Genomic DNA, 15,735 nt, shown 5'->3' with positions numbered 1-15,735 from the left:
AAGGGGATGAAGATTTTTATGAAAGAAGCCCGTCATATTAGAAAAAAAGTACTTTCTGACATAGAAAGCGGCAACATTTCTTTGGAAGAAGGAGTAAAGCGGATACAGCAGCTTGGTTTTCATTCCGCAGGGGTTAACGGACAGGCGATATATTATCAGACGGTCTGGCAGCGGACAGATCTCAGCATTCATGTAAAAGGCGGCCGGCGTGAGGGCAGCCTTTTATTATTTGATAAAAATGAAGATGTGAGTAAAGAACTTGCTGCATTGCATGATACAAGGGTTATTTTGGTTAAGCCGGGGAAAGAGTTTCGAAAAACCGGGGACGGTGTATTTGAAATCGACCCCCGCTCTGAAAAAGATTACATAGACCTGTTAGGATGGCTTATAGAAGAAGAAAAGTCAGATATACGGGAAGCGGTGCATTTATGGTCAGACATGCCGTTTGAAAAAACAGAGAGAGCGATTCGTGAACAATGCGACAGCGGAGTCAATTCTTTGTTTTTATTACAACAGGCGCTCTTCAAAAATAACTGCCGCAAACCGATCAAGCTGTTATATGGATATTTTTCGCATCTTTCCGGAGAACAGCCTCTTTACGCGGCGGCAAGCGGATTTTTGCGGACATTGCAGCTGGAAAATCCGTTAATCTCAGCAAAAAGCATTGAAATGGAGCAGTCAATAGCAGCCGTTCACGCAGCTGATATCATACGCAATGAGCTGAACTATTTCCAGCCTTCAGATGTAGAGATCCGTTATAAAGACATGCAGCGTTATGTCAAACACCTCAAAACGTATGAACCCGAAAAAAATTCCGGAAGCGGAGATGTGCCGCTGAGAGAAAATGGAGTATATATTATCGCGGGCGGCGCGGGCGGATTAGGATTTACCTTTGCAGAATATTTGGCTTTTCAAACAAAATGCTGCCTTGTTTTAACAGGAAGATCTCCGCTTTCAGACCATATAAGAAAACAGCTGAGGCGATTGGAGGATGCCGGTTCTTCAGCTGTTTATGTTCAGGCTGATATTACCAATAAGGAAGAAGCCGAATATGTAGTCAAAAAAGCCAAAACTTCTTATGGAAAAGTAAACGGGGTCATTCAGGGCGCGGGAATCATCCGTGACTCTTTCCTTCTTAACAAGTCACGAGAGGAATTCGATCAGGTAATCAGACCGAAAGTATTGGGTACGATGTGGCTGAATGATGCTGTTGAGAAAGAAAATCCTGACTTTTTCATTTGCTTCTCCTCTACTTCCGCAGTGTTGGGAAATGTCGGGCAATCTGATTACGCGTTTGGAAACAGCTATATGGATCATTTCATGAATATGCGTTCTGCCCAGCATTCTGATACGATTTCTCTCTCTCTGAACTGGCCGCTGTGGAAAGAAGTCGGCATGCAAGTGGATGAGCGCACGGTAGAGACAATGAAAAAGGCGGGTTTTTATCCTTTAGAAAAAGAAGAAGGTAAAAAAGCGTTTGCAGTCGCAATGTCCTCCGGTTTTTCGCAATTTACTGTATTTTACGGAGATGAGCAAATTGACAACCATGTTACTCAATTATATGAACGAAAAGACAGCATTCAGGCAGATGAAGGAAAAGGGAGAAATATCGAATCATTTGATTCAGAGAAACTGACAGCTGAAACATCTGATTTTATCATAAAAATAATTGCTGCAGAATTCAGGATGCCTGCGGACAAAATAGATGCAGAAGAGGCATTGGAAAAATACGGACTTGATTCCGTTATGATTATCAATATGACGAATGAGCTTGAAAAACATTTCGGCGCGCTCTCAAAAACGCTGTTATTCGAATATCAGACTGCGGCAGAATTGTCACAGTATTTCGTTGAGGAGCACAGGGATACTCTTCTTCATAAACTCCGGTTAGGAGAAAACGGGAGCGGCACCCCATCTCAGAAGAAAAAAGATAATAAACAGACAGCCGATGTTAACGGGAAACAGAAAATCCAGATGAAAAATCAGGTCCAGCAGGAGAAGTATCATGACAATGATATCGCTATTATCGGTATCAGCGGACGTTACCCGATGGCAAATGATCTTGATACTCTGTGGGAAAACTTATTGAACGGTAAAGACTGTATAACTGAGATACCTGAGGATCGGTGGGATTCGGGGCTGCACTATCAGCCTGCGGCGGGCGACGAAGTAAAAAACCAAAGCAAATGGGGGGGATTTATTGACGATGTGTATCATTTTGATCCGTTGTTCTTTAATATTTCTCCTGCCGAAGCTGAATTAATTGATCCGCAGGAAAGACTGTTTTTAGAGACGGTTTGGCACACCATAGAAGATGCCGGGTACGCAAAGAAAACGCTTGAAAGAAAAAACGTCGGTGTTTTTGCAGGGGTTATGTACGGCCAATATCAGCTGTACAGCGTTGGTCACGAAGCGGCCGTTTCTTCCTCATATGCATCAATCGCAAACCGGGTATCCTACTTCTTTAATTTCAGCGGGCCAAGTATTGCTTTGGACACGATGTGTTCCTCATCATTAACGGCTGTTCATTTTGCCTGTGAAAGTTTAATCAGGAATGAATGTGAATTTGCAATTGCAGGAGGCGTCAATTTATCCATTCATCCTCATAAATACGAACTCCTGACTCAAGGCGGATTTTTATCCAGTGATGGCCGGTGCAGAAGCTTCGGTTCAGGAGGAGACGGCTATGTGCCGGGAGAAGGGACAGGTGCCGTGCTGCTGAAACCTGTAAAAAAGGCTATTGCCGACGGTGATCAGATTTATTCAGTTATTAAGGCAACAGCGATCAACCACGGTGCTAAGACGAATGGATATACCGTGCCGAATCCAAAAGCTCAAAGTGAGGTCATTACGAGAGCCTTAAAAAAAGGATGTATTGATCCAAAAAGCATCAGCTATATAGAGGCTCACGGAACAGGCACCGCGTTAGGAGATCCGATTGAAATCACCGGTCTGACCAAAGCATTTTCAGGTGCCGAACGCGATAAGAAGACATGCGCGATCGGATCGGTTAAATCAAATATCGGACATCTTGAGGCTGCTGCAGGCATAGCGGGCATTACGAAAGTTATTCTTCAAATGAAACATAAAACGATTGTTCCGTCACTGACTCATTCTGCTGAATTGAATGAAAATATACCGTTTCAAAAAACACCTTTTTATGTACCGGGCAGTGCAGAAAAATGGGAGTCATCCGTTCCCAGGCGTGCCGGAATCAGTTCTTTCGGGGCAGGAGGAGCTAATGCCCATGTTATTTTAGAAGAATTTACGGATGAGGCTTTCTCTTCTCTCCCGGCTGAAGAACCTGAACAGCTTTTATTTGTTTTTTCTGCAAAAAATGCCGACAGGCTGGCAGAATATGCAAAACGCGCAAAAGAACATATAGCAGCCAGAGATTATCCATTAGAAACACTTAGAAATACAGCATTTACTTTACAAACCGGCAGAGAAGAAATGCCGCACAGATTGGCTGTTATCGCCTCCACAAGAGATGAATTGCTTAAAGGGCTGACAGACTATACTCTCGGAAACGCGAGGGATCATATTTTTACAAGCGGCAAAGACACAACAGAAGCTCAAAGGATGAACAAAGCTGAGATTGAAGAAGCAGCCGCAAACAGGGATCTTGTGAAGATTGCTGAATACTGGGTTGGCGGTAACGGAGTAGATTGGCCGTCACTTTATAAAGATGTCACTTTGAGACGGGTATCAGCACCCGGATATCCATTTGCCAAAGAGCTATGCAGAATAGATGCGCAAAATACGGGAAGCCGCTTTATGAACGTAAATAACGATCTGCATCCTTACATTTCATGCAATATATCTGATTTTAAAGCACAGAAGTTTCTTATCAATGTAAGCGATACCAATTTGTATATAAAAACAAAGTATCAAGACAAGGAAATGTTTCCGTTTCTCAGCCAGATTGAAATGGCGAGAGCTGCCGGAGCGATGGCTTCAGGAAATCCGATTATTAAATTAACTGAGCTCTCCTTTAGAGAACCGATGTTACAAAGCGAAAGCAATGAGCAGATCCGGATTGTATTAACCCCGGATAATCAGGGTGCATCGTATTCTATAGAAAAACAGAGCGACTCATCCATTTATTCCTCAGGGCGGATCGAATTAGAAGACGGGGCGTACGAGAACGGAAATATTCATCTTGAGCCGTTTCTGTCTCAGCGTGCAGACCGGATACCGTACGAAGCGTTTTATCAGCGGCTTGCCGAATTCGGATACAGCTGCAGTGACAGTCTGAAAGCGGCAGAGCACTGCGTCAGCAGGAACGGACAGGTGCTTTTAAAGATAAAAGCAAAGGCCGGGCCGAAAGGGTGCATAATCAAACCGGAAGTGATTGAGAGCGCATATCAAGCCGTCATATACCTTGCGGGGGAAAATGCCGGAGAGCTCCCGGAAAATATTAAAGAATGTACGATTTTTGATCATGAGACTGAACCCGTTTATGTATATGCAGAACAAACTGAAGAAAGCGATTCGGCTTATGATGTGTATGTATTAGACAATGCCGGCGGGATTTTGATGGAACTGAGCGGGCTGGTTTTTGGCGAAAAGCCTAATAAAAATGTACGTTTTTATGAGCATAAGTGGGATCAAAAAAACCCTCTGATTGAAATGAAAGATAGGGAGCCAAAAACAATTCTGGTTTTTGCAAAAGATGAAGCATTGGCTGGAGCTCTGAAAAATCAATCAGACAGCCGTGTCATTCTCGTCACGCCGGATCAGCGGCAGACCGATCAAAATCTGCTGACATTCTGTATAAACCCGGAAGTGACGTCAGATTATATTCGTTTATTCGAAGAATTGGAGAAAAAGGGGTTTTCTCCTGATGTCATCTTGCACACGGGAGAAACATTTTACGCGGGTGACCGCCTTCTCAGCGGCCTGGAATCAATTTTTTATTTATTAAAAGCCCTGAGCGCCCGCAATGATGCCTCTCTTTATCTGCATTCTCTGCTTCTTGTTCACTCTTTTAAAGAAGGCGTGAATGATCCGTATACGGGCGCTCTTGCAGGCTGTTTAAAAACGGCAAATATGTTGGTGCCATCCGCAGAGAATGTGAAGTCAATCGGTTTTTCAGAACGTATATCAATTGAAAAAATGGCTGAATTTTGTCTTAACGAAATGGTTTCAGGCGTGGAACGGCAGGCGGAAGAAGTTAAATATATAAATGACAAGAGGTATGTTAAGACATTAAAGGAGTATGTATTCAATCATACAGAGCACTCTCATCAGCTGAAACAGAAAGGGATTTACCTCATAACGGGCGGTTTGGGCGGTCTGGGCCTGATTTTCGCAAAATATTTAGCCTCTCAGTATCAAGCAAAATTGGTATTGACGGGAAGGTCACCGTTAACAGCTGATAAACGCCATAACATTGACCGGCTGCAGGCGCTTGGAGGAGACGCGGTATATTATCAAGCTGATGCCGCAGATCAAAAGACGATGGGATGGGTCATAGAAGAAACGAAACGGACTTGGGGCTCCCTTCAAGGCGTTATTCATTCAGCTGGTCATGCCGATGATCGGTTATTTACAGAGATGAATCTGACTGATTTTACGGAAGGCATGACTGCTAAAATTGAAGGAACGGTATGCTTAGATGAATTAACGAAAGATGAGCCGCTTGATTTCTTTATCGTATTTTCTTCTATGTCTTCGGTCTTCGGAGATTTTGGACAGGTTAACTATGCGATGGGCAATTATTTTCAAGATCAATATATAAATTGGAGATCCGAACAGAGCCGCCGGCAAGAGAGACAAGGCAAGAGCATTTCGATTAACTGGCCGTTGTGGCGTAAAGGCGGAATGCATTTAAACAAAGAAGCTGAAGACGCATATCTTTCCGCATCCGGGTTTGATTATTTGGAAACGGAAGAAGGGATAGCGGCTTTTGAGACAATTTTGGCAAGTGACTGTCCGCAAATTTCGGTTGTTACCGGGGATGCCGGAACAACACCAGCAAAAAATGATCTGCCGCATCAAAAAGTAAATACACTTCCGGTTCGTCAAGAGGAAAGTTCTTATACAGGACCGGATTCTGCAGACAATGTCCTTGAAGAACTGAAGCAAATGGTGTCGGAATTATTGAAAATAAACATTGAACAGCTGGATACGGCAGAGAATTTCGGCAATCTCGGCTTTGATTCTATCAGTTTGAAAACATTAGCTGTCAGACTGAATAAAAAATACAAGCTTAAGCTGACACCTGCCGTTTTCTTTACTTACAGCCATATAAAGTCTCTTTCAGAATTTCTAAGCAGTGAACTGCGTACTGTTGCAAAAGGGAATACAGATGCAGAAAAAACCATTTCTGAAAAAAGGAAAGTAGTGCACGCCGGGAAAACCGCAGGGAAAACCGTGAAGCCGCCGCGAAGTTTTCCGTTTGAAAAAAAGACAGCAAGACAGGCTGACCATCATCCGGAGAAGCAGCCGGTTGCCATTATCGGGATGAGTTGTGTTTTTCCGGGAGCAAAAAATGCAGATGAGTTTTGGATCAATTTAATCAATGAAAAAGATTCGATTCAGGAAATTCCCCCGGATCGATGGGATTGGAAAAAATACGCCGAAGGCAAAGGAAGCAGCGAAGTACATTCGAAATGGGGCGGATTTATCACAGATGCCGATAAATTTGATGAGGCGTTTTTCAATATTAATCCGCGGGAAGCAGAACTCATGGATCCTCAGCACAGAATTTATTTGCAGGAAACCTGGAAAGCGATAGAAGATGCGGGTTACAAAGCTTCAAAGCTGTCAGGCAAACATATCGGGGTGTTTACGGGCATTCAATTTAATGATTACCGCCAGCTGCTGATGAGGCATTCGGACGGGGCGCATGCGTTTGCGGGAACCGGAAACAGCCAGGCGCTCATCAGCAATCGTGTATCCCACTATTTTAATTTCAGAGGTCCGAGTGAGTCCATTGATACAGCCTGCTCAAGCAGTCTTGTAGCAATCCACAGAGCTGTGCGCTCGATTCAAAATGGTGAAAGTGAGCTGGCGGTAGCAGGCGGGGTTTCGCTGCTTTTAGATCCAGTCACGCATATGTATACCGATAAACTCGGTATTTTGTCTAGGGACGGCCGGTGTAAGACGTTTGATAAACTTGCCGACGGTTATGTCCGCGGTGAAGGTGCAGCTGTTCTGTTATTGAAACCATTGCAAGCGGCAATGAATGACAGAGACAATATTTACGGAGTCCTGAGAGGAACCGGAGAAAATCACGGAGGAAGATCTGCTTCATTGACCGCTCCGAACCCGGAAGCTCAGGCAGAACTGTTAACGTCTGTTTATAAAAATGCCGATATTCCTGTTGATACGATATCTTATATTGAAGCACACGGAACCGGAACAGAACTGGGAGATCCGATTGAGATTGAAGGCTTGAAAAAAGCGTTTGGATCTTTTGAGCCGCATCCAGGAAAGAATCATGACCAATATTGCGGCATCGGTTCAGTAAAAACGAATATCGGTCATTTAGAGCCCGCCTCTGGAATGCCGGGGCTGATTAAAGTATTACTATCCATGAAGTATAAAACATTGCCTGCCACACTTCATGTCAAGGAGCTGAACCCTTACATTCAATTAAGCGGAACACCGTTTCATATTGTCAATAAAACTATGAAGTGGGCCAGATTAAAAGATCGAAAAGGAAATGAAATTCCGCGCCGTGCCGGAGTCAGTTCCTTTGGATTCGGCGGGGCAAATGCTCATGTCATCGTGGAAGAATTTGAATACGGACAAGATAAAGCAGTAACTGCCGAGCGGGATCAAATCATTGTTCTATCGGCCAAAACAAAGGAAAGGCTGATGGTTAAAGCCAAAGAGTTAACAGCGTTTTTACATGAAGAACTATCAGTTCAATTCAGTCAGCAAGAGGTGCAGGAACGTGATGTGCAAGAGGCGGTTCGGGAAGCGGCAGCGGGTATCCTGCGTTTAGATACCGCAAATATAGATGCAAAGACACCTCTTTCGGAATTCGGATTTGATCCGTTGGCTTATTCCGAATTAATCTCTTTTATAAACCAAATGTACGGCACAGAAATATCACTAGACATATTTCAGGAATTAATGACCCTGAGCGAGCTGTGCCGCTATATCAGCAGCGTGCGGAATCGATCAGCTGATAAACCGTATAACGGCAATTTTAGAGAAAAGTCCGGAATCGGTCTTGAAGAAATAGCATATACGCTGCAAACCGGAAGGGAACCATTTGAATGCCGCCTTGCGATCACTTGCTCGAATATCGGAGATCTTCTTGAAAAATTAAACGGTTACATTCAGGGGAGCAGGCTGCAAGGTGTTTATGAAGGAAATGTAACGGATTTTGATAGTCTGTACGCTCCTTTATTCGGCGGCCCCGAAGGTCATGCATATGTTCAATCACTGATTCAGCAAAACAAGCCGGCCAAACTGGCTCAGTTGTGGACGATCGGTTGTGAAATCAGCTGGGAAGACTTGTATGAGGAGGAACTCAAACCGGTTAAACTGTCTCTTCCTCTTTATCCTTTCAGCAAGAACAGACATTGGATTCATTTAAATAAAGATGAAGCGCAGAAGGCTGAGGCTTTCTCGAACACTGAGCTTCACAACTCAAATAAAGATACAGCAGATGGAGAAATCATGTCGCTTCTTGAAAAAGCACAAACAGGTGAAATGAATACGAAAGAGACGTCAGAGCTGATAGAGGAGTTGCTTTTCCATGAATGAAAAAACGATGCAAATTGAGCAAATCGTGAAAAAGGTGAAAGAAGGCAGCCTGACGCGTGAAGAAGGGCTGGAATTAATTAAGAGCTTGGGGAAAACCCATCTATATGAAATGGTATGGGATAGACATGAATTTAAAGGCAGTGAAAAATTCCCGAATACGAAAGAGCCAATTTTATTTTTTTGCAAAGACGACAGCATGTATACCGTAATGAAGAGACAGCTTGAAGGTTATGAGGCGCCTTTCATTTACGTGACTTCCGGCGAGCGTTTCGAAGATTGCCGGAACGGTCGTTTTAAAATGAACTTTGCAAAAGATAAGGATTATGATGCGTTATGCGGGGTTCTGCGTTCTCAAAATATAAGACCCCGCCATATTATTCATTTTTTAGCTGCCGGGCTCTTCAAAAATACAGAAGATGCAATGAGAAAGCAGCTCAATAAAAGTCTGTTTTCCTTGTTTCAAATGTTTCAGGCCTTCATGGCGAACAAACTTTGTCCGAAAGCAGAAATTTTGTATCTGTATGAAAATACCGAGGGCGAGGTTCAGCCCATTTATAACGCGGTTGAAAGTTTTCTTAAGACCGTACAGGCCGAAAACCCGAATTTCACATGTAAGGCTGCAGAGCTGAAATCAATGTTTGACGAGCCGTTTACAAAGCAGCATATTGCAGATGTCATCTCTTTTGAATGGAACAATCAATGCAAGACGGACCACTTTACCTGTTATGAGCCGAGACATTATTATAAAAGGCAGCTTAAAAGAGTAAAAAAAGAAGATGGGGAGAAACATAGTTTCAGTGTAAAAAAGAACGGTGTGTATTTAATTACGGGAGGAGCCGGCGGTCTCGGGTATCTGTTTGCGGAATATCTGGCGAAACAGGCAGAAGTCAAGCTGGTATTAACCGGGCGTTCCCCGGCATCCCGTGAAACGGCGCAAAAATTGAGCGCTCTTGAAAATCGCGGCGCTGAAGCCTTATATGTCCCGGCAGATATTTCAAAGGAAAAAGAGGCGGACGCGTTAATTAAGCACATTAAGCAGACATTCGGAGAATTAAACGGAATTTTGCACAGTGCCGGACTTGTTAAGGATGCATTTATCATAAAAAAAGCGAAAGAAAGCATAGAAGAAGTTATAGCGCCTAAAGTATTCGGAACCGTTTGGCTGGATAAAGCAGCTGAAGAAGAGCCTCTTGATTTCTTCGTTATGTTTTCATCCCTTTCGGCCGTTCTGCCTAATGCGGGTCAGAGCGACTACGCCTTCGCTAACGGATGTATGGACGGATTCACCCAGTATCGAAGCATGAAGGGACGTCCCGGGAAAACACTTTCTATTAATTGGCCTTTATGGGATGCGGGGAATATGACAGTTGGTCCGGCAGAGCTGCAGGCTTTAAGACACACGGGGCTGGAACTTTTATCTGCCCAAGCAGGGCTTGCCGCTTTTCAGGACAGTATGAGCCGTTCTGCTTCTCAGCTGGCTGTTATCAGCGGAGACAAAGATAGAATAAGTGAATTACTCTCAACTGACCATAAAAAGATAGAGACTGTGCCTGAAAACAACAGTCTGCCGCAATTAAATGAAAAAGATCTGAAAAAGCAAACGGTCCGTCTATTGACAGAGATTGTCGGTGCGGAAACGGGAAGACCGGCGGACAGCATTTTACCCGAGGATACATTTGACCGTTACGGAATTGATTCTCTAACGATTTTAGGTCTTAACTCCCGTCTGGAAAAGTATTTTGGAAGAGTGTCTAAGACTCTTTTCTTTGAATACAGCAGTGTTGAAGAGTTGTCAGAGTATTTTCTTGAACACTATCAACATGAGTTGAAGAAGGCGTTTTTACCGGCAGCCGAACAGCGAATTGATCATTCGGCGCCGGCGAAACGGGAGAAGCTTTCCGTTTCCCGCATACCATCCGCACCTTCCGAGGAAGATATTGCAATTATCGGTATAGCCGGCCGCTACCCGATGGCGAAGGATGTGGAACAGTTTTGGGAAAATATTTCTTCCGGAAAAGATTGTATAACGGAAATACCGAAAGAGCGCTGGGATTTTCGGAAATATTATCACACGGGTGACAATGCCCGTCATGACAGCAAATGGGGAGGTTTTATAAAAGACGCTGATAAATTCGATCCGCTGTTCTTCTCAATTTCGCCTCGTGATGCCGAGTTAATTGATCCTCAGGAACGGTTATTTTTAGAGACAGCATGGCACACGTTTGAAGATGCGGGTTACACAAAGAAAAAGTTGAAACGGCATAAGACAGGTGTATTTGTCGGCGTCACCTACAGCCACTATCAGTTATTTGCAGCCGGTGCTTCAGATGATGAGGGACGTCAGGCGCTCTTATCTTCTTATTCGTCTATCGCAAACCGGGTGTCATATTTCTTTGACCTGCACGGACCCAGCCTTGCAATTGATACAATGTGTTCTTCTTCACTTTCTGCTGTTCATTTTGCATGTGAAAGTATAAAAAGGGGAGAATCCACCCTCGCCATAGCGGGAGGAGTGAATTTATCCTTACACCCGGATAAATATACTTTACTTTCTCAAAATCATTTTGTTTCAAGCGATGGGCGCTGCAGAAGCTTTGGAGCGGGAGGAGACGGATATGTGCCGGGAGAAGGAGTCGGGGCCGTTCTTTTGAAAACGCTTTCTGCCGCAAAGGCTGACGGGGACAGGATTTACGGTGTGATTAAGGGAACATCTGTAAATCACGGCGGGAAAACAAACGGATACACTGTGCCAAATCCGGGCGAGCAGGCAAACGTCATCAGTGAAACTCTTGATAAGGCGGGGATTGATGCAGACAGCATAAGTTATATTGAAGCGCATGGCACCGGGACATCTTTGGGAGACCCGATTGAAATTTCAGGTTTAACCAAAGCTTTGCACAGCTCGAAAAGCGATTATCGTTGTGCAATTGGTTCGGTTAAGTCAAATATCGGACACCTAGAGGCCGCGGCTGGAATTGCTTCTATCACAAAAGTGCTGATGCAAATGAAGTATAAACAGCTTGCTCCTTCCCTTCATTCCGATAACTTAAATCCTAATATTGATTTTGAGGAAACACCGTTTTACGTGCAGTCTGAACTGACTGATTGGAAGACGCCGCAAAATCAAGCAAGAAGGTCGGGCATCAGTTCGTTCGGCGCTGGAGGATCTAATGCCCACATCATCATCGAAGAGTATAAGAATGAAGAAAAGATGGAAACGGTACAGAGCAACAAGGCGCAAATTATTCTGCTTTCTGCCAAAAATGAAGAACGGCTCAGACTCTTGATTGATGCATATATAAAAGAACTGGAGCCAAAAACGTCACTAGCTGATGCCGCGTACACCTCGCAGACCGGGAGAAACGCTATGGAAGAGCGGCTCGCTGTTGAGGTTAGCAGCATTGACGATCTTCGCAATAAGCTGACGATGTATTTGCGGTCAGATCATAAGTTAAACGGTTTATATAGGGGAAAGGCCCGCCGAGGCGCTGGTCAAAAGAATGCCCTGTCAGCCGCTCACTTTGAAAATGCAAGAGATATGTCCATTCACTGGGTGAACGGAGGAGACGTTGAATGGGAAGAAATGTACACTGCGGAATTACCGAAGCTTATCTCTCTTCCTGCATATCCTTTTGAACGGAACAGATATTGGGTGCCTGCCGCTAAAGCAGCAGAGAAACAGAAAAAAACAGGTGTACCGCAGAGTCTGCCCCATGCACCGACTGACTTATCATTTGATGTATTAAAAAAATCGTGGAAAAAACAAAAGGCTGCGCCTTCCGCTTTTACGAAAGGACAGGTGATGATCCTGGCTAATAGTGAAAGTGAGCGGCTTGCATTCGAATTGTTTGATTCAGATCCTCTGATTGAATCCGCTGTCATTTGCGCAGATAACTGGGATCAATCGGATGGGGAAGCCAAAAAAACGGCTCTAGCAGTCATAGAAGAAAATCCGGAAATCATCGGCATGATTGACCTGTCAGATTTGCGGAGTAATCAAAACGGGGCACGCACCGGCACAATCGGGAAGCTGACACTGCTGCAGGAAATCATAAAGACACGTAAACAGCTTTTCGTTTTACATGTGACAAGAGGGCTGCAGACATTTCTGAATGACAAGCCGTCGTTAGCCGGAGCCGAAACAGCCGGACTATATAAAATGCTGAGCGCGGAGTATCAAAAGATAAAATCAAAAACAATAGATGTAGACGGGCATGTCGGGACTGCGGCGGAACTGAGACAGGTAATCACAGATGAAGCTTGCGCTGACGGGCTGTATAGTGAAATCTGCTACCGGAACGGTGAACGTTATATTCCATACGTCGAGAAATTACATGCAGCGGAAATAAACCGGAAACTATCCGGTCTGCCGGTCTGCCGTACGGATCAAACCTTGGTTATTACAGGGGGAACAAGAGGGATCGGAGCAGAACTTGCCAGACATTATGCCGGCAAGGGAGTCAAAAAACTTGTGCTGATGGGAGTAACCGACCTTCCGGAATCTGATAAAATAGCCGGCATGTTAGAAGACACCGATGAAAAGTCACCTCTTTATTCGAAATTACAACTGCTGCATGAGTTGGATCAAAAGGGAGTTCAGGTGGAAGTGTATTCCGGGCCGCTCACGGAAAAAGAAAAATTACATCGCTTCTTTTCAGAGGTGAGAATGAAGTTCGGCAAAATCGGCGGGGTGATTCATTGCGCTGGTGCAGCCAATCATTCGAATCCGGCTTTTATCCATAAATCTGATAAAGAAATAAGAGAAGTATTTGAGCCAAAGGTTCAAGGGATGCAGGTACTTCATGACATTTTTATTGATGACGAACTTGATTTCTTCATTTTGTTTTCATCTGTTGCGAGCGCTTTTCCTTTATTAGGCGCCGGAACAAGTGACTATGCCGCGGCGAACGCTTTTATGGATTACTTTGCGGCGTATCAGCATGCAGCCGGCAGAACATATTATCAATCAATTAACTGGCCGAGCTGGAAGGACATTGGAATGGGCGAGGTGACAAGTCCATCATATCAGGCACTCGGTTTACTTTCACACTCAACAGAAACAGGTATTTCTATGCTAGATGAAATCATGACGATAAACGGATATCCATGCCTTATACCGGCAAAGACACATCAGGAGAAATTCAAGCTGCAGCAGCTGCTTCAGACAAGAATTCAAGCTGCTAAAAATAACCCGGATGCTGAGGAAAAAGTGATCTCTGGTCATGGAGACAATGAAGCTATGATCAGGAAGTTAATGGAGATTTTTTCCGCAGAGCTGAAAATACCTTACGGGAAATTAGATCAGGATACGTCTTTTGCGGATTACGGAGTTGATTCAATCTTACTCGTTCAGCTTGTCAAAAAAGCGGAAGATGCATTTCAAATAAAAATTGAACCTTCGGCTTTTCTGGAGTATCCGAGTTTTTCACAACTGGGCGCCTATTTGAACGAGTTATTTGCAAGTGAGGGGATCAGTCCTCAAATTAATTCAGAAAACATTGAGGTTCGGAAAAAAGAGCAACATATAAATCAAAATGCTTCCGAAGTACGGGACAGCGGATCTCAAATGCAACCAACCAGTCTGAACCAAATCGCTATTATCGGAATGGGCTGTGAGTTTCCGGATGCTCCGGACACAGAAACGTTCTGGAGAAATTTGAAGAAAGGACAAAATAGTGTCCGTGAAGTCCCGGCGTCGCGATGGGATATTTCTTCATACTACTCTGACACCTATGAAAAAGGAAAAAGTATCAGTAAGTGGGGCGGATTTCTTCAAGATATTGAGTCTTTCGATCCCGCGTTTTTTAATATGAACAAAAGTGAAGCATCAGAGCTTGATCCGTTAATCAAAAAATGCCTTGAGGTCAGCGTCCAGACATTGAGAGACGGCGGCTATACAAAAGAAGAAGTATCAAACAAAGAAGTCGGCGTTTTCATCGGTTCGCGGACCGGGACGTTTATGTCCAAAATAGGTTCACCTTCAAAAAATACGATCGTGGGTATAGGACAAAATTTCATAGGCGCGCATATCTCACATTTTTTTAATCTGAAAGGACCGAATCTGGTTGTAGACACGGCATGTTCTTCCTCATTGGTCAGCGTCCATCTCGCTTGTCAAAGCCTGATGTCAAAAGAGTCAGATATGGCGATTGCGGGCGGGGTTGACATTTTGCTGGATCAAAAGCCTTACGTCATGCTGAGTGAGGCTCGGGCGCTTTCACCTGAAGGAAAATGTCATACATTTGATGAAAAGGCAGATGGATTTGTACCGGGAGAAGGATGCGGCGCAGTCCTTTTGAAAAGACTTGATGACGCCCTTGCCGAAGGTGACAGAATTTACGCGGTAATTGACTCATCCGCGGTTAATAATGACGGACAGACAATGGGAATGACAACACCTAATCCGAAAGCGCAAAGCGCAGTGATAAAAAAAGCCCTGAAAAAAGGCGGAATTGATGCAGATACTCTCAGTTATGTCGAGACGCATGGCACCGGTACGATGATAGGAGATCCGATTGAATTAAAAGCGCTGACTGAAGTGTTCCGGGAGGTTACGGAAGAAACGCAATTTTGCGGAGTAGGCAGCGTAAAAACGAATTTCGGACATTTAATGAGCGCAGCGGGGATAGCGAGTATTATAAAGGTTGCCTTATCCATAAAAAATCAGATGCTCCCGCCGACATTACATTGTAAAACGCCAAATCCGCGTTTTAAATTTGATCAGTCGCCATTCTTTCCGAACACGTCTTTAAAAGAATGGCGTCCCAGAAAAGGGGTTTTGAGAGCCGGAATCAGTTCTTTTGGATTCGGGGGCACGAACGCACATATGATATTGAGCGACAGCCATCTCACATTAGGATATGGAGAGACAAAAAGACACCCGCTTTCTCCGGTTATATTCAATAAGGAACAATGCTGGATCGACAATGGAGAAACTCCAGAAAAGGAAGAGTCAGAATTGCTGATTCCTTTACTTGATTTCAAAGAATTATAAAGAAAAGAAAAGGA

At 44.1% G+C, this 15,735-nt stretch carries 2 protein-coding genes; both read left to right on the top strand.

From position 1 onward, the window contains the following. Positions 1-18: 18 nt before the first annotated feature. Positions 19-8,727, top strand: a complete 8,709-nt coding sequence (locus tag OWN49_RS02025) for a type I polyketide synthase (RefSeq protein ID WP_176283301.1) — start codon at positions 19-21, stop codon at positions 8,725-8,727. After that, positions 8,720-15,721 (top strand): SDR family NAD(P)-dependent oxidoreductase, encoded by a 7,002-nt coding sequence (locus OWN49_RS02020; protein ID WP_176283302.1) that lies wholly within the window; start codon positions 8,720-8,722, stop codon positions 15,719-15,721. Before OWN49_RS02025 ends, OWN49_RS02020 begins: the two co-directional genes overlap by 8 nt. The last annotated feature ends 14 nt before the right edge of the window (positions 15,722-15,735 follow it).

The organism is Bacillus sp. NEAU-242-2 (genome assembly GCF_027853835.1).
In the GTDB taxonomy this organism is placed as follows: Bacteria; Bacillota; Bacilli; order Bacillales; family Bacillaceae; genus Bacillus; species Bacillus velezensis.
This window is presented reverse-complemented; position numbering and strand designations above follow the sequence as displayed.